This is a genomic window from Massilia sp. Se16.2.3, from assembly GCF_014171595.1.
Classification (GTDB): domain Bacteria; phylum Pseudomonadota; class Gammaproteobacteria; order Burkholderiales; family Burkholderiaceae_D; genus Telluria.
On sequence record NZ_CP050451.1, the window covers coordinates 988983 to 1005708 of the forward strand.

General features: G+C 63.1%; 19 protein-coding genes. 9 read left to right on the top strand and 10 right to left on the bottom strand.

Annotated features, from left to right (window positions below; all coding sequences use genetic code 11):
- The first annotated feature begins 2 nt into the window (after window positions 1–2).
- The 8 genes from hisA (at window position 3) to tatC (ending at window position 4426) form a co-directional block, all read left to right on the top strand.
- A complete protein-coding gene (gene hisA, locus G4G31_RS04680) occupies window positions 3–779 on the top strand; it encodes a 1-(5-phosphoribosyl)-5-[(5-phosphoribosylamino)methylideneamino]imidazole-4-carboxamide isomerase (RefSeq protein ID WP_182990503.1) in 777 nt (258 codons plus the stop codon).
- 19 nt (window positions 780–798) lie between these two features.
- Window positions 799–1560 (top strand): imidazole glycerol phosphate synthase subunit HisF, encoded by a 762-nt coding sequence (gene hisF / locus G4G31_RS04685; protein WP_182990504.1) that lies wholly within the window; start codon window positions 799–801, stop codon window positions 1558–1560.
- Between the two features lie 2 nt (window positions 1561–1562).
- Entirely contained in the window at window positions 1563–1997 is a 435-nt protein-coding gene (gene hisI / locus G4G31_RS04690) for a phosphoribosyl-AMP cyclohydrolase (RefSeq protein ID WP_182990505.1), read from the top strand.
- Complete coding sequence (locus G4G31_RS04695; RefSeq protein WP_182990506.1) at window positions 1994–2335, top strand: phosphoribosyl-ATP diphosphatase; 342 nt, start codon at window positions 1994–1996, stop codon at window positions 2333–2335. Before hisI ends, G4G31_RS04695 begins: the two co-directional genes overlap by 4 nt.
- A gap of 103 nt (window positions 2336–2438) precedes the next feature.
- Window positions 2439–2813, top strand: coding sequence for a histidine triad nucleotide-binding protein (locus G4G31_RS04700; protein ID WP_182990507.1), 375 nt, complete (start codon window positions 2439–2441; stop codon window positions 2811–2813).
- 107 nt (window positions 2814–2920) lie between these two features.
- Window positions 2921–3163, top strand: a complete 243-nt coding sequence (tatA, locus tag G4G31_RS04705) for a Sec-independent protein translocase subunit TatA (protein ID WP_182990508.1) — start codon at window positions 2921–2923, stop codon at window positions 3161–3163.
- Window positions 3164–3178: 15 nt separating this feature from the next.
- Window positions 3179–3670 carry a Sec-independent protein translocase protein TatB gene (gene tatB, locus G4G31_RS04710; RefSeq protein ID WP_182990509.1) on the top strand — a complete coding sequence of 164 codons (492 nt, stop codon included), beginning with the start codon at window positions 3179–3181 and terminating at the stop codon, window positions 3668–3670.
- A complete protein-coding gene (gene tatC, locus G4G31_RS04715; RefSeq protein ID WP_182990510.1) occupies window positions 3671–4426 on the top strand; it encodes a twin-arginine translocase subunit TatC in 756 nt (251 codons plus the stop codon).
- A 71-nt stretch (window positions 4427–4497) separates the two neighbouring features.
- Here tatC and G4G31_RS04720 read toward each other — a convergent pair whose 3' ends face one another.
- A complete protein-coding gene (locus tag G4G31_RS04720) occupies window positions 4498–4758 on the bottom strand; it encodes an antitoxin Xre/MbcA/ParS toxin-binding domain-containing protein (protein WP_229425354.1) in 261 nt (86 codons plus the stop codon).
- Between the two features lie 220 nt (window positions 4759–4978).
- Here G4G31_RS04720 and G4G31_RS04725 point away from each other — a divergent pair, with 220 nt between their 5' ends.
- Window positions 4979–7303 carry a TonB-dependent receptor gene (locus G4G31_RS04725; RefSeq protein WP_229425355.1) on the top strand — a complete coding sequence of 775 codons (2325 nt, stop codon included), beginning with the start codon at window positions 4979–4981 and terminating at the stop codon, window positions 7301–7303.
- A gap of 121 nt (window positions 7304–7424) precedes the next feature.
- Here G4G31_RS04725 and G4G31_RS04730 read toward each other — a convergent pair whose 3' ends face one another.
- From G4G31_RS04730 to G4G31_RS04770, 9 genes are all read right to left on the bottom strand, one after another.
- Window positions 7425–7868, bottom strand: a complete 444-nt coding sequence (locus G4G31_RS04730) for a DoxX family protein (protein WP_182990511.1) — start codon at window positions 7866–7868, stop codon at window positions 7425–7427.
- A gap of 189 nt (window positions 7869–8057) precedes the next feature.
- Window positions 8058–8408 carry a hypothetical protein gene (locus tag G4G31_RS04735; protein WP_182990512.1) on the bottom strand — a complete coding sequence of 117 codons (351 nt, stop codon included), beginning with the start codon at window positions 8406–8408 and terminating at the stop codon, window positions 8058–8060.
- 143 nt (window positions 8409–8551) lie between these two features.
- Window positions 8552–8818, bottom strand: a complete 267-nt coding sequence (locus G4G31_RS04740; RefSeq protein ID WP_182990513.1) for a hypothetical protein — start codon at window positions 8816–8818, stop codon at window positions 8552–8554.
- Between the two features lie 121 nt (window positions 8819–8939).
- Window positions 8940–9776 carry a hypothetical protein gene (locus tag G4G31_RS04745; protein WP_182990514.1) on the bottom strand — a complete coding sequence of 279 codons (837 nt, stop codon included), beginning with the start codon at window positions 9774–9776 and terminating at the stop codon, window positions 8940–8942.
- 97 nt (window positions 9777–9873) lie between these two features.
- On the bottom strand, window positions 9874–10416 hold the full coding sequence (locus tag G4G31_RS04750) for a hypothetical protein (protein ID WP_182990515.1): 543 nt from the start codon (window positions 10414–10416) through the stop codon (window positions 9874–9876).
- Between the two features lie 45 nt (window positions 10417–10461).
- On the bottom strand, window positions 10462–11346 hold the full coding sequence (locus G4G31_RS04755) for a DUF2167 domain-containing protein (protein ID WP_182990516.1): 885 nt from the start codon (window positions 11344–11346) through the stop codon (window positions 10462–10464).
- Window positions 11347–11583: 237 nt separating this feature from the next.
- Complete coding sequence (locus tag G4G31_RS04760; RefSeq protein WP_182990517.1) at window positions 11584–13320, bottom strand: PHB depolymerase family esterase; 1737 nt, start codon at window positions 13318–13320, stop codon at window positions 11584–11586.
- Window positions 13321–13881: 561 nt separating this feature from the next.
- Entirely contained in the window at window positions 13882–14346 is a 465-nt protein-coding gene (locus tag G4G31_RS04765) for a hypothetical protein (protein ID WP_182990518.1), read from the bottom strand.
- Between the two features lie 168 nt (window positions 14347–14514).
- Window positions 14515–16485 (bottom strand): DUF885 domain-containing protein, encoded by a 1971-nt coding sequence (locus tag G4G31_RS04770; RefSeq protein ID WP_182990519.1) that lies wholly within the window; start codon window positions 16483–16485, stop codon window positions 14515–14517.
- Window positions 16486–16726 lie beyond the last annotated feature (241 nt).

Genomic DNA, 16726 nt, shown 5'->3' on the forward strand with positions numbered 1-16726 from the left:
CCATGCTGCTGATCCCCGCCATCGACCTGAAAGACGGTCACTGCGTTCGCCTGAAACAGGGCGATATGGACCTCGCCACCGTCTTCTCCGAAGACCCCGCCGAAATGGCCCTGCATTGGCTCAAGAAAGGCGCGCGCCGCCTGCACCTGGTCGACCTGAACGGCGCCTTTGCGGGTAAACCAAAGAACGAAGCGGCGATCAAGGCTATCCTGAAAACGGTGCAGGCCTACGCGCTCGAGAACGACATCGAAGAGATCCCCGTGCAGCTGGGCGGCGGCATCCGCGACCTCGATACCATCGAGCGCTACCTCGACGACGGCATCAGCTACATCATCGTCGGCACCGCCGCCGTGAAGAACCCGGGCTTCCTGCACGACGCCTGCGGCGCCTTCCCCGGCGCGATCATCGTCGGCCTGGACGCGAAAGACGGGAAAGTGGCCACCGACGGCTGGAGCAAGATGAGCGGCCACGAGGTCATCGACCTGGCCCAGAAATTCGAGGGTTATGGCGTCGAATCGATTGTCTACACCGACATCGGCCGCGACGGCATGATGGGCGGCGTGAACATCGAAGCGACCGTGCGCCTGGCGCAAGCCGTGCGCATTCCGGTCATCGCCTCCGGCGGCCTGCACAACCTGGCCGACGTCGAAGCGCTGTGCGCGGTACAGGACGAAGGCATCGAGGGCGTCATTTGCGGCCGCTCGATCTACGAAGGCACGCTCGACCTGGAAACGGCGCAGGCACGCGCCGACGAACTGACCGAGGGCGAGGAAGCCTGAGGCTTTCAATCGAATACTTATGCTGGCAAAACGCATCATCCCCTGCCTGGACGTGACCGGCGGGCGCGTCGTCAAGGGCGTCAATTTCACCGAGCTGCGCGATGCCGGCGACCCGGTCGAGATCGCGCGCCGCTATGACGGCCAGGGCGCCGACGAAATCACCTTCCTCGACATCACGGCGTCGAGCGACGGGCGCGACCTGATCCTGCCGATCATCGAAGCGGTGGCCTCCACCGTCTTCATTCCCTTGACGGTCGGCGGCGGCGTGCGCAAGGTCGAAGACGTGCGCCGTCTGCTCAATGCCGGTGCCGACAAGGTCAGCATGAACACCTCGGCCGTGCAGAACCCGCAGCTGGTGCGCGAAGCCTCGGACAAGCACGGCTCGCAGTGTATCGTCGTCGCCATCGACGCCAAGCAGGTCGCGCCTGGTCAATGGGAAGTGTTCACCCACGGCGGCCGCAATGCCACCGGCATGGATGCGGTGGAGTGGGCGACGACGCTGGAAAAGCTGGGCGCGGGCGAACTGCTCTTGACCAGCATGGACCGCGATGGCACCAAGTCCGGTTTCGATCTGGGCCTGACGCGCGCCGTGTCGGATGCGGTCGGCATTCCGGTGATCGCCTCGGGCGGCGTCGGCGGCTTGCAGGACCTGGCCGACGGCATCTTGCGGGGCCATGCCGATGCCGTGCTGGCGGCCTCGATTTTCCACTACGGGCAGCACACGGTCGGTGAAGCGAAACGCTTCATGGCCGAACGCGGCATCCCGATGCGCCTGGCCTGACTATGCCGAACACGATCACAACCAGCGCCGCGGCGAATGCCAGGTGGCTCAAAAAAGTCCGTTGGGACGAGAACGGCCTGGTGCCAGTCATCGCCCAGGAAGCCTCCACGGGCGACATCTTGATGTTCGCCTGGATGAACCGCGACGCCCTGGCGCGCACCGTGGAACTCGGCGAAGCCGTCTACTGGAGCCGCTCGCGCAGGAAACTCTGGCACAAGGGCGAAGAATCCGGCCACACCCAGAAGGTGCTGGAAATGCGCCTCGATTGCGACGAGGACGTGGTGCTCCTGAAAATCGAGCAGGCCGGCGGCATCGCCTGCCACACCGGGCGCCACTCCTGCTTCTTCCAGAAATTCGATGGCGAAGAGTGGCAGGCGGTCGAGCCCGTGCTGCAGGATCCGGAAACGATTTACTCGAACACGAAGAAGACCCCATGAGCACCACCCTCGCGCGCCTGGCGCAGACGATCGAATCGCGCAAGCTTGAAAACGGTGGCGACCCGGCCACCTCGTATGTGGCAAAACTGTTCGCCAGGGGCGACGACGCGATCCTGAAAAAGATCGGCGAGGAAGCCACCGAGACCGTGATGGCCGCCAAGGATGCGCGCGTCTCCGGGAACCCTGCTGGCCTGCTCTATGAAGTGGCGGACCTGTGGTTCCACTCGATGGTGCTGCTGGCAAAATTCGACTTGCATCCGCAGCAGGTGCTGGACGAACTGGCACGGCGCGAAGGCCTGTCCGGACTGGAAGAAAAGGCGGCGCGCAAAGACGCGTAAGCTGTGCGATCGTCATCGCAGCGTCACCGTTCGCATGTAAGATGGATCGGATTGCCCGGCGCAGATAGCAGCACTTGCCGCAGCAACACAGACTGGAGACAACATGGATAACTGTATTTTCTGCAAGATCGTCGCCAAGCAGATTCCGGCCGCCGTCGTCTTCGAAGACGAGGACGTACTCGCCTTCAAGGACATCAACCCGGCCGCGCCGGTGCATTTGCTGGTCATTCCAAAGCAGCACGTGAGCACGCTGTCGGACGTGACGCCCGAGCACACGGCGGTGCTGGGCAAGATGCTGGCGCTGGCGCCGAAACTGGCGGCCGAGCACGGCGTGGGCGTGACGATCGACGCCGATGGCAAGCCCAGCGGCGGCTTCAAGACCCTGATCAACAGCGGTCCGAACGGCGGCCAGGAGGTGTACCACTTGCACTTGCACATGTATGGCGGCCAGCGCCCCTGGCGCGGCCTGGGTACCTGATACGTAGCTGCAACTTTTGAAGCTGCCGCGGTCGTCCCGCATGGCTTATACTGGTGCGGTACGCTTCAATGATCGAAGGGCGCCCTGCGCCCGCTGAGGAGAAAATGATGGGTTCGATGAGCATTTGGCACTGGGTAATCGTGCTGGTCGTGGTGGTGCTGCTGTTCGGTACCAAGAAGCTGGGCAATGTCGGTTCCGACATCGGCAAGGCCGTGAAAGGCTTCAAGGACGGCGTCAAGGGCGAGGAAGACAAGACGGTCGTCAATCCTGGCACGACGGCCCAGCCGCCCCAGCAAGTGGCGGACAAATCGACGATCGACGTCGAGACCCGCGAAAAGCACCGCTCGTAATCCGGCCGTCGCTCCATGATCGACCTGGGACTGTCGAAGATTGCCATCATCGGCGTGGTGGCATTGATCGTGATCGGCCCTGAAAAGCTGCCGAAGGTGGCGCGCATGGCCGGTACCTTGTACGGCCGCGCCCAGCGCTACCTGCACGACGTCAAATCCGAAGTCAGCCGCTCGATCGAGCTCGACGAACTGCGCAACCTGCAAAAGGAAGTGCACGAGAGCGCCGACGAGTTCCGTGCCGACGTCGAATACCATTTTTCGAACGCCGCCAAGGAAGTCGAGTCGGCCTGGCATGGCGACATCCAGCCCTCGATTGCGCCACCCAGCGCCACGGTCGATAACCTCGAACGCAAGGCCAAGGACTTCCGGCGCAAGAAGCTGGTGCGTTCGTCCGCCATTCCCGCCTGGTACAAGCACCGCCACGGCGGCAAGACCCGGGTGCTGTCGGGCGCCGCGCGCGTGCGCAAGTTCCGCCCGGGCGTCAAATCCAATTCTTCCTTTTTCTAAATGAGCGACGAAGCACCGGTCGAAGAAACCTTCATTTCCCACCTCGTCGAGCTGCGCGACCGCCTGGTCAAGGCCATCATCGGCGTGGCGGCGGTGTGCATCGTGCTGATGATCTGGCCGGGGCCGAAGGAGGTGTACGACTACCTGGCCGCGCCCATGCTGGAGTCGCTGCCGACCGGCGCCAAGATGATCGCCACCGGCGTCATCTCGCCCTTCCTGGTGCCGATGAAGGTGACCTTGATGTTCTCCCTCATCGTGGCGCTGCCCTGGGTGTTCTACCAGCTGTGGGCATTTGTCGCGCCTGGTCTGTATGCGCACGAGAAGCGCCTGGTGCTGCCGCTGGTGATCTCGTCCTCGCTGCTGTTCATTGCCGGCGTCGCCTTCTGCTATTTCTTCGTCTTCAAGCGCGTCTTCCACTTCATCGCCACTTTCTCGCCCTCATCGATTGCGGTCATGCCCGACATCGAGAACTACCTCGATTTCGTGATGTCGATGTGCCTGGCTTTCGGCGCCACCTTCGAGGTGCCGATCGTCGTCGTGATCCTGGTGCGCATGGGCATCGTCAGCATCGCGAAGCTGAAGGAGATCCGCCCCTACATCATCGTCGGCGCCTTCGTCATCGCCGCCATCGTCACGCCGCCGGACGTGGTGAGCCAGCTGGCACTGGCCATTCCGATGTGGCTGCTGTTCGAACTGGGCTTGCTGGTGGCGCCGCTGTTCGTGCGCATGACCCAGGCACCGGAAGAGGCGGCCTGACGCCGGCGGGCCAAAAAGGAAAACCGGGCACGCCCGGTTTTTTTTCGTCCCCGATCGGCTAAAGCCGGCGCCTAACGCGCGCCCGGCTTTAGCTTGCCGACATGCTCGAGCAATTCCTGCGTGCGGCCCTCGTTCACCAGCACGGCCGGCGTCTGCCCGCCCAGCGGCGCCAGCGGCGCATTCATCCAGGCATCGGCGGCATCGTCGCTTCCGAGCACCCCACGGGCGGCATGCATCACCGTGTAATAGGCCTGCGCCTTGCGCGATTGCGCTTCGAAGCGCGCCCGCAATGCGTCCATCGAGGTACTGCTGATCGGTTCGTCTTTGCTCATGAAATTCCACAGTCGTTTGGTGCCTAGCGCATTCCGGGATGATACCGGAACGGTTGTCAGTGGAGGACATCCTCTAAGTGCAAAAAAGCATCATATATTCGCTTTTGTATATACATCCATATCTAATTGATATAATTAGCGGTTCGCAATTAGCAGAAAATCAATAGCTATCTGCTGCCTGCCTGTCAATCGCCCGTTTGCTCACTAGCCAAGGAACAGTATGAAAGATTCCCGATCCGCCCTGTCGCTGCCCCGTTGCCGCACCCTGATGTTCATGGCGATTGCCGCTGCCTTCCCGATGGGCGCCGCGCTGGCGCAGGAAGCGGCCGCGGCCCAGGAAACCCCTGCGGCCCAGGAAACCCCTGCGGGCCAGGAAAACGCCCAGGGCGGCCAGCGCCTCGACGTCGTGATCGTGACGGCCCAGCGCCGCGCCGAGAACATCAAGGACGTGCCGATGGCGATCACCACCCTCAGCGGCGACAAGCTCGAGTCGATCTCGGCCGGCGGCGTGGACATCCGCTTCCTGGCCGGCCGTTCGCCGAGTCTGAACGTGGAATCGGATTACGGCCGTTCCTTCCCGCGCTTCTACATCCGTGGCCAGGGCAATACCGATTTCGACCTGAACGCCTCGCAGCCGGTCGGCCTGGTGGTCGACGACATCGTCCAGGAAAGCCCGATGCTCAAGGGCTTCCCGGTGTTCGACACCGAGCAGGTGGAAGTGCTGCGCGGCCCGCAGGGCACGCTGTTCGGCCGTAACTCGCCGGCCGGCGTCGTCAAGTTCGATTCCGTCAAGCCGGTGCTCAAGCAAACCGAAGGTTATGCCAGCGCCGGCTTCGGCAACTACGGTGCCTTCAATGCCGAGGGCGCGTACAACCTGCCGATGGGCGACACGGTCGCCGCGCGCCTGTCGCTGCAGAGCCAGAACCGCGACAACCGCGTGCACAATCCGCGTCCGACCGGTACCCGCGAACTCGAAGGCTACAGCGATAACGCGGCCCGTTTCCAGGTGCTGGTCCAGCCGAGCAAGCAGTTCTCGGCCCTGTTCAACGTCCACGCCCGTGACCTCGACAGCAACGCCACCCTGTTCCGCGCGAACATCATCAAGCAGGGGACCAACGAACTGGTCGACGGCTTCGACTACGACAGCTACCCGACCGACGGCGTCAACAAGCAGACCTTGCGCACCAAGGGCGCCAACATGCGCCTGCGCTGGAACCTCGACGGCGTGACCCTGCATTCGATCACCGGCTACGAGTCGGCCGACTTCTACAGCCGCGCCGACGTCGATGGCGGCTACGGCGCCGTGTACGCGCAGCCGATGGGCCCTGGCTTCATCCCCTTCGTCGTCGAGACGGCCGACCTGCTGCCGAAGCACAAGCAGCTGACCCAGGAATTGCGCGCCGAGTCCAACTCGTCGGGCCCGCTGCAGTGGATCGGCGGCCTGTTCTACTTCAAGGAAGACATCCAGATCGACAGCATCAGCTTCGATTCGCTGGCACCTGGTAACCCGCAAAACCCGTTCTACGCGACGCAGAACCAGGACACCAAATCGTGGGCGGCCTTCGGTTCGCTGAACTACACGGTGTCGGACAAGCTGAAACTGCGCGCCGGCCTGCGCTACACCAGCGACAAGAAGGAATTCTCGGCCAAGCGCGTCGAAGCGACGACAGCCGGCCCGTTCGGCATCGACAGCGATTCGAACAATGTCAGCTGGGACGTCAGCGGCACTTATGCACTCAACAAGGACACCAACCTGTTCGCCCGCGTGGCCACCGGCTACCGCGCGCCGAGCATGCAGGGCCGCCTGAACGGCCTGGGTGACCGTCCGTCCTTCGCCGACGCCGAAAAGGCGCTGAGCTACGAGGCCGGCATCAAGCAGGAACTGTTCGACCGCCGCGCGCGCGTCTCGGCCAGCGTGTTCCAGTACCGTGTAAAAGACAAGCAGCTCACCGCCGGCAGCGGCGTGGTCAACATGAACCAGCTGATCAACGCCGACAAGGTCACTGGCCAGGGCGTCGAGCTCGACTTCCAGGCCGTGCTGAGCGACACCCTGCGCATGAGCCTGGGCGGCAGCTACAACGATACCGAGATCCAGGATGGCTCGCTGTTCGTCCAGCAGTGCGGCAACTTCGCCAACACGGCCGGCGTCGCCGGCTGCACCGTGACCGACCCGGCCGGTCCTTTCCCGGGCACCGTGCGCATCGACGGCAACCCGATGCCGCGCGCACCGAAGTGGCAGGCGAACTTCACGCTGCGCTACAGCGTGCCGCTGGGCGATGGCGACTTCTTCGCCTACACCGACTGGGCCTACCGCAGCACCTACAACATGTTCCTGTACGAAGCGAAGGAATACAAGGCCAAGTCGCTGCTCGAAGGCGGCCTGCGCCTGGGCTACAAGTGGGGTGACGGCAAATATGAAGTGGCCGCCTTCGCACGCAACATCACCAATGAGGTGCAGGTCGTCGGCGCCATCGACTTCGACAACCTGACCGGCATCCTGAACGAACCGCGCACGCTGGGCGCGCAGTTCAAGGTCAACTTCTGATTCGGCGTGGGTGCAAACGTCCGCGGCGTTCAAGCGGACGATAAAAAAGCCGGCTCCCTTGGGGCCGGCTTTTTGTTTTCTGCCGATACCACAGGGGCAAGCGGCCAAGCCAGGTTGGCGCTTATCCGGCCACGGTATTCCTACCTGCGCCGGTGCCGCGGCGCGGCCAGTAGGTCCACAGCACGCCGCCGAGGCAGGCCAGCAGGATGAAGGGCCATTCCATGCCGCCGGTGCCGCCGCCGACCACGAACCAGCCATTCGGATAATGGAAATGCACCAGCCCGAAGCCGACCACGACCATGTGGCCGATGCAAGCCGGTACGACCCAGCGGTTCGCCAGCAGCGCGAGGCTGCAAACCGTTTGCAGGACGAGCACGGTCCACGCGAGGACCAGCCCGAAAGGATAGCCCAGCGACCCGAGATAGCTGCCGAAACCAGCGATGTCCGCGTAATGGGCGAAGCCGTGCAGCGGATGCATCAGGATGATCAGCGCTACCCCGATGCGGACGATGTCGATTCCCTGGGCTGGGCGATGCTTCGGTGTGTCGACGGGCGAGTACGGCATCTGGCCTCCTTGTAAATACGGCAAGTATGGCACAGGACAGGTTGTGTAGAACATTGGACTTGCCGGCATCAGGCCTGGCAATCAAGCAGGGACATTGCCTTTCACGGAACCGTATCGTTGAACCCATTTCTCAATGTCGGACCTGCCCACGGTCTCCCGTCGCCATCTGCCTATCCGCCCAAGGACACGCTAGACAATCTGGAGTAAGCCAAACAAGACCGGCGCCAACGCAAAACCAAGCAAGTAACGGCTCGGCAGATGTGCTGGACGGGGAATGAACGACAGGACGATCCCGCCAATGAGAATGGCCACGTACGCGCCAAAGCCCATCACCCAGCTGGCACTCGCCATATTGCCGGGCGCCGGCTCGGTCAACTGGGGGTAGGCAAGATAGGCCAGCACAAGGATGGCCGGTGTGAGCGCTCCCAGGACAACGACAGCCTTGTGCCGCATGTAACCGGCGATAACGCACAGCAGGATCATGGCAGTGGTACCGACCTCGAACAGCGCGGCGGCGACCGTGAACTGGGAATCTGACATGGTGTCCGTATGGTGGGGTTGGGTGAACGGAGCTCTTCGCGGATTGTGGACGCATCGTAGCGTCCGTTTTGGGCCCAGAGCAGACCTGGACGAGCTATCTCTGAATTCAGGCACCACTTTTAGGGGAGTTCACGCTGGAGTGGTCAGCGTTTTTGCGCAGTCGATGGAATGGAAGGGTCGGGCTGATCCGGCAGGCTGCGCTCGCCGTCCGCGACACCACGTGCGAACGCTTCGCCAACGGCACCCATCGACATGGGACCGACTTCGCGCTGGGCGCGGCGCTGGTCCAGGTAGAACTCGATATACATTCCCTTCGACGGACCCTCCGGCAGGCGCCGGATGCGCCCGCGCAGGTATCCCAGGCGATACGCTGCATCGACAAGTGCACTTCCTGCTTGACTCTCATCCATGTGTACGTTCCGTCTCAATGCGGTCATTACGTGCGCTCAGCGTGCGCCAATCATCCTGGCCCCATGCAGCGGATTGCTGAGGCCGTGTCTGAATGTCAGGCCTGACCCCGATTTTCGAATTTCAATTCGCTCCGCTTATGCTGGCCAGTGACGTCAACTTCTTCTCGGCCTTCTTGTCACCCTGAGCGGCCGCCTGCTTGAGCAGCTTCATGGCGGCAGCCACATCCCCGGGTTGTTTGCGCTCCAGCCGGATGATAGCGGCGTTATAGGCTGCCACTGGATTATTCAGCGCAGCACTCTCTTCGTACGATTCCAGTGCGCTTTCAGGACAAAGCATGAAGATTTCCTTCGCGGCAGCTACCTGCAACAAGCCGGCGGCATCACGGGTTTCCTTGAATCTGGCTTCCAGATCGATTGCCCAGCCGGCTACCAGCGAGGCCATCACATCCTCATTTTTGCCCACCCAGTAAGGGCCGCTGAGACGGGCAGTAAACGCCTGGTGCGTTGTGCGCAGCGCGCCGTTCTGCGATATCCACACAAACCCATCCTGGCCGGTAACAGGTTTTCCACCGAGTGCCGCCGACAGTTTCTGCGCCAAGGACCTGGAGCCAGGGGCAGGTGCAGCATCGCTCCAGGACGCGACGAGATCGACGCGCTTGAAATTGCTACCTTGCTGACTCACCATGGCCGCTACCTCATCAATGTCGAGGATGCGGTAGTCCTGATCATATAAATGCCATGGACTGCTATGGCTAGCGATGGAAAGCACTTCAGGCCCGTCGTCAGGGACTGCACGCATGTATTCTTGCAGAACTTCATCCGCGCGCCTGCACTGGCCGCTCGCAGGGTCGCACTGTTTAACGTTGACGGCTCCCTGCAATGGAATCGCAGTAGAGCAGGCGGCCTGCGCGTTGCAGCAGGAAGCAACAGCAAACAGAAATGCGGCGAGTTTCATCATCGGGATTTCATGTCGTATTTGGAGGGTCGCTCCGAATGTCTTTGGTCAGATGACCTAACGCAGGTTCTGCCCGAAGTGCACTCGAAGCTTGGGATGGTCAATCGACGCTGTTCTGATCTTGTTTTCCCATCGCCGCGCTAGTTGGGATTTCGCGAGGCAGAGTAGCGTCGACACATGACGCCATGCGCGGCGTCGGTTTGATCTTGTCGCCCAGTTGCCGGACCAGTTCGGATTCAGCGATGTCCAGTTTTTGCCTGATGAGCTTTTGTGCCGCGCCGTATTGCTCAAGCCCGTAGTCGTCGCCTACGTTCACATGCATCAAATGGACCCCGCACGGATTGCAGGTGCGGCTCGCGCCTAGGTCAAAGGCGATGTCGAGTTTTCCGTCGTTTCTTTCCGCAAACCCTGGCAGCGCGAATTTGAAATGCATTTCGATATGATTGCGAAAGCGATTTTCGTTCACATACTGGAAGCCAGCCTGGTGATACGCCGCACGATACACGGCCAGCAGGGACTTGGGCGCTATCTCGACAATGGGGCGCTCGGGCGTCACGGGTCGGCATGCAAGCGCATCGGACACGATGGCAGTATTGGCGACCAAGAGCAGGACATACGCCCGTAATGCAATCTTGCTCGTCATGGTAGGTCTTCCTGAAAATTTCATTCGCATGGCGCGCATGCAGGTTTATGCCTTCCCGCGCCTGAAGAACTTGCCGATCGCGGCCAGCAGGCCGAAGGCGGCGATGGCGATGATCTTGGCGAATTTCAGGGCGAAGGCGCCGATGACGGCGAACAGGCCAAGCTTCTTGGCGGCGACGCCCGTTACCAGCGCGGCGATGCCGTATTCGGCCACCTTGTCGGTGGAGGCATTGAAGTCCGCATAGGTCTTGCCGGGATTGAAGCTGGTGCGCGCGAGCAGGGCCTGGGCGAAGGGTTTGTTCGCTTCCAGCGAATCGAAGCCGGACACCAGGTTCATCGACAGGTAGCCTTCGCGGCCCAGCACATAGGTATTGTAGTTGGCGCCGTGTTCCTCGTTCGACGCGCCCTTGTCCTTGCTTTCGATGGCCCAGACCAGGCGGTGCGAGGCCTTGTCGTAGACCGGTTTCTGGCTCCAGCCGACGATCTCCATTTCCGGCATGCCGCGCGCCTGGCGCTCCTTGTTGCCCTCTTCGGTGCCTTCCCTGATGCTGGAGAGGAGTTCGTCCGCCTTCCAGTCGGCCGCTTCGTCGTCCTTGATATAGCCGGCGTCGATGTAGCGCGGCACCACGAAGCTGTTGCTGTCGGGCGGGACGATGATGCCCAGGCGCGAGGCATCCTCGCCATTGCCCATCGCCTTCATCAGCCCGTTTGCCTGCGGCTGGGGGATGAAGGCATACCCTGCGGGCAGTTTCAGGCTGGCCTGCTTGCCCAGGGCGATCTCGGCCGGTCCGGTCTTCGCCACCGCCTTGGCAGCCGCGATGGCCGCGTTCATCTCGGCTTCCTGGTCGATCTTGCCTGTTTGTGCACCGGCGCTCGTGGCGGCAAGGAGGAGGGCGGCGCAGGCCGTGCGTGCAAACCGGGCAGTGTTCATGACGTTCCTGTTGGATGGCCGGCCGCGCCGGCGGTGGTGATCGAATGAGGGTGAACGCAGGACGGTGCAGGCGTCTGCTTGTATTTTAAGCGGCGTGGAACTGGCAAATACTCACCAATTGTTGCTCATCTGAAAATATGCATGCGGCGGCCTGACGCTGGGGCGGCGCCATCGCCAGAGGGACAGCCATAAAAAAACCGGGGCCGCAGCCCCGGCAAGACTTGCACCTGACGGGATTTACGGGCAGTTGCCGATGACGTAGTAACCGGGCGCGGTCTGCGCCAGCGTGGTCGTATAGAAGGTGTTGTTCAGGCCCATGTTCTGGTTCGAGCCGTTCGCCAGTGCATAGCCGCCGCTCGCATGCGCGCGACCGGCCGTCACGTGGGCATAGTTACTGGACGTGGTTGCGGTGCAGCTGCCCGTAGTGCTGGCGGTGACGCTGGCCGAACGTGCGCTTTCCACGCCGCCGTTGCCGAGCGCGGACACCTGGTAGCTGTAGCCCGTGGAGGCGGCCAGGCCGGTATCGGTGTAGCCGGTCGCCGTCACGGCCGCGCCATTGACCTTGCTGCCGTTGCGGTAAACGTTGTAGCCAACGGCGCCGTTCGAAGCGTTCCAGGTCAAGCTGATGCTGCTGGCGCTGCGCGCGCTGATTGCCAGGCCAGCGGGCGCCTGCAGGGCGGGTGCGCTGCCGACCAGGAACTGGCTGATGCTGCAGGCGTTCGAGGTCAAGCCGGTGCTGCTGTCGGTGGCCGTGACGCTGCCGCTGTAATAGCCGTCGGCGCGTCCCGCATACGCCTTGCTGAAGCTGGCGCCGCTGCCGGCGGCGGCGTCGTTCACCGGCGTCGGCCCGTTCAGCACCACCTTGTAGCTGCCGATGGTGCCGCTGCCCGCCGCGCCATTGACTGTCACGGTCGACCCGGACACGCTGGCGCTGCACGAGGCCATGGTTGGCGGCGCCACGCGGGCCACGCGCAGGTTGTTCCTGAACCAGAAATCCATCACGAAGGACGGGTAGTTGACCTTGGTCGCATCCACGTAGTTGCCGTTCTGGCCGCCAGTGCCGGCGGGCCAGGCGTGGCCCATGCCGGTGACCGTGATTTCCGAGGTGCGCACTTTACCGTTTGCATCCGTATAGGGAATGTTGCTGCCGCCGGTGGGCACGCTCACGGCCGCGCCTTTGGTGTAGCTGCCGCCGTAGGCGATGCGCATCGCGGCCGCGTCGAGGGGACCATAGCCCTGCGCCACCGTATAGTCGTTGGTTCCCCAGATGACGCCGGCGATCTGGCTGCCGAACTGGGACGCATTGGTGCCGGCCAGGTTCCTGCAATTGTTGGCGGCCGTGGTGGCCGTGTAGCCGGAGGGGACCATGCCGATCTGCGAGGTCGACACGCCAGGCGGCGGACCGGCATTGATGCCCAGGCCCGCGAACACGTCCGGCGCCAGGCAGCCCATCACCATGGTCTGGGCGCCGCCCGAGGACAATCCGGTGACGTACACCTGTTTCGGGTCGATCGCGTACTGCGGGTTGCTCAAGAAACGGTTGATCAGGTCGAGCAGCACGCCCGAGTGGCCGGTGCTGCGGCTGTGCGTCGATTTCGCCCAGTCCCAGCAGTGCACACCATAGACATTGCCGGTCGCATTCGGCGCCAGGATCACGGCGCCGTACTGGTCGGCGGCCGCTTTCCAGTTGTAGCCCCTGTCGCTGCTGCCGTCGATGACGTCGCCGGCGGCGGTCTGCGAGCAGCCGTGCAGCACCAGCACCAGCGCGCGCTTGCCGCCCAATGCCGGCGCGGTGGCCGGCCAGTAGTAGTAACCGGTGAGGGCGCCGCCGTTGACGGTGTCGCTCGCCCAGGTCTGGTTGCCGGACCAGGTGCCGGGACCTGCTTGAACCTGGGCCTGGGCGATGGCCCAGGGGGCGAGTGCGGCGAGCAGCACCGCCTGGCGCGCGGTCCTGTTGAAAAAGCTGAATGTCATGGAAGCCTCCGTTGCGTGAAGCACGTTGAAGAGCCGGGCGTAAGGACGTGACGAGGCCACTCGGATCGCGCCGGATCGGTGAGACAAAAAGAGAAGGGGAAGCAGCGCGAACAGCGCTAGGAGGTGGGCGAGGGAAGGGTTTTCATTGATGGTCTCCGCATGTAGATATAGTTTTGTTGTGGCGACGTGAAGTCGCCAAACTTATTCTAGGCTTCGACGAAACGCCCACAAGCGGCGCACAGGCACGCCGTTTGTGCGCTTTTGCACAGCGCGCGGAGCAGGACGGAAGCGGCGTGACTTAGAGCCTATCCCGGTAGTCCGGGGAAAGCTGGTGGCGATGCATGGCAAGCGCGGGCAAGGCGCGAGGAGGCCGCATGGCTGGCCATGCAACGACGAGCAACGCAGCACGCGTTTGTCAGGCGCGCCAGCAGCGACTCCGGACTACCGGGATAGGCTCTTAGAGCGCCTAACAAAACCTTCAGAGCAAGGCGCAGCCGCGAAGACAGTACGCCTGTACGGCGAGCGGGTGCAACGCAGCTATGGAGGTTTTGTTAGGCCCACTTAGGCCGTCTGTCCGCCGAGGAGGCGCCAGACCCCATAGAAAACCAGCGCGCCGACCAGGCCGTGGCAGCCGAAGCGCAGGATCTCTTCGCCGTAGCTGAGCCAGGCATAGGTCGTGGGCTGGCCCGCGATATAGGTGTCGACATACACGCCGTGCCAGTTGTGCCCGTCCGAGTAGTCGCCGAGCGGGCGCGGCCAGAAGAGGGCTGCCACCGGAAGCGCGCCCGCCAGCAGGCCGGCCAGGGCCAGCGATGGCCAGCTTAGCCAATCAAGCTTGCGCATCACCAGGAAGATGGGTACACCGCCAACGAGGACCACCGCAGCGGCGACGGCAATGGTCATGACGGCGAATGCGCCGATGAAGTTCGGCTGGGACTGCGCAGCGGACAAGGCATCGGGGTGGAGGGCGGCGAACACCAGTGGCTGAACCAGGGCGGCGGCGATGGCGGCGACAATGATACGCATGGGCTTCTCGGGTCGGGGCGCTGCGGCGGCAAGCTTGCCGGACCATGGCCAGCGCAGGCGGATTGGAATGCGCCAGTGTAGGTCGATATTGATGAGTTGGCAACATCTTTGCAGGCATAAAAAAACCGGGACACAGTGTCCCGGTTGTCATGTGCGGCGCCTGCCGGCTTAATTGCGCATCAGCTCCGCGATCACTTTCACCGGCGCATTGCCGTAGCTGAGGAACTGGTCGTGGAAGGCCTTCTGGTTGAAGCGCTCGCCCAACGCCTGCTTGCGCTGCTCGCGCAGTTCCATGATCTCGGCGTAGCCACTGAAGTAGCTGGTCAGCTGCACCGACGAGAGCTGCACGCGGCGCCATTTTTCGGTCGCTTCCTGGCGCGTCTGGAAGGCCTGGCGGGTCAGCAGGTCCAGGGCCTCCTCGCGTTCCATGCCGTTCACGTGTACCGAGTAGTCGAGGATGGTGTTGGTCACGCTGCGCAGGTTCCACTTCGAATACATCAGCCACATCTCGGGCGCGTTGCCGCCGTAGCCCGATTCCAGCATCATGCGCTCGCCGTACACGGCCCAGCCCTCGACCATCGCGCCATTGCCGAACAGGGACTTGATCAGCGAAGGCGAACGATTGGCGTGCACCAGCTGGGCGTAATGGCCAGGGATGGCTTCATGGATGTTCAGGATCTGCAGGATCCACTCGTTGTATTCGCGCAGGCTGCTTTCGGCCTGCTCGTTCGACAGGCCGTCGAGCGGCGTGACGTTGTACCAGGTCTTGTCCTTCGAACGGTAAGGACCGGGCGCATCGATGCTGGCGCCGGCCACGCCGCGCTGGTACATCGGCGTCTCGCGCACTTCGAGGGGTTTGCTCGGATCCAGCGTGAGCAGGTCGTTCTTGACGACCCAGTCCTGCAGTTGCGGGATTTGACGGCGGATCTCGGGGAAGAAGTTTTCGCGCGCGACGTGGCGGCTGGAGAGCCGGTCGATCAGCATGCCGATCTTCTGGAAGCGGTCGTTCGGCTTCTTCGTGTCGGCCATGTAGCGCGGCCACAGTTCGTCCGAGATCGCGTTCATGCGGGTGAGCAGTTCCTCGCGCGCGGCCAGCGCTTTGCGGTAGGTCTGCTCGGCGCTGCTGGCCGACTGGATCTCGAGCGCGAACTTCTGTTCATACAGCGCCTTGCCGATCCTGAACGAGCGCGCCTGGCCGTTGGCCGCCTGCGTCTTTTCCAGGTTGGTCAGGAAGTCGACGTAGTTCAGCACCGCGGCGCCGGCATTGGCAACGCGCTGGGCGAAGATCGTTTTTTCCTGCGTGTTCAGCGTCGATTCCGCCGCAGCCTGGCCGATATCAGCCAGCACCACCAGCGTGCCCGGCGCCTGTGCAATGGCGAGCTGGGTGTGTTCGCGCGTCGGGTTGACGATGCTCGCCTGCGCCGCCTGGTAATAGGCCGGCACGTTGGCCAGGCGCTTGAGGAGGGTGCGCAGGCGCTGGGGCTTGGCCGCGTACTCGGTGGTCAGGATCAGGTCGAGCGGCTGGGCGATGTTGTACAGCGCCGGATTCCATTCGAATTCGCCGAAGGTGGTCAGGCGCCAGCGGTCGTTCTCGAGTTTATTGATCAGGAGGGCGATGTCGGTGCGCTGGCGCGGCGACATCTGGCGCTGGTCGAGCTTGCGGAATTTTTCCAGCCATTCTTCGGCAAAGGCGAGCTTTTTCGCGCGCGTGGAGGCATCAGGAATGGTCAGCGTGGCAGCGGCGTCGAATTTGCCGACGGCGATGCCGCCTTCCGGGTCGACGCGCCAGAGCGCGGTCAGGAACTGCATCGACAGGCTGTCGGCGCGGCGGTCGAGGCGTTTTTCGCCCGACGCCGGCGCCGTGCTCGCGACGGTTTCGCGGCTCGGGGCGGCGACTGCGGCGGTGACCGCGACGGCTGCTGCGCCGGTTGCGGCAGCTTTACCCTTCTTCGATGTGCTCTTCTTCGAGGTGCCCTTGGCAGCGGCCGGCGCGCTGCGCTTGGCAGAGGCCTTGGATTTCACGACCTTCGCCGCCTTCGGTTTGGCGGTTTTCGTCGCGGTCTTGGCAAGTGCGGCGCTGGCGGGCGCCAGTGCCAGGCTGGCAAGCATGACTGCCAGCGCGAGTTTCGTCTTCATCATCTTCATCGGCCCTGTGAAATGGAGTTCAAGGCGCCGCCCAATACAGGCCAGCGCGCCAGAGTAGCACCATTCGCCTTCCCTGCGGGAGGCTGAAACAATACGTCACGTCGGGGGCCTCGGCAAACCTACTGCGCGTTGCACTGTCGGCCTGCGATGCTCGCTGTACTCGCGTACAGCTGCGCGTCTCGGCCAACATTGCTGCCGCTCGCTACGGTTTTCCGAGGCCCCCGTTGCTGGTCGG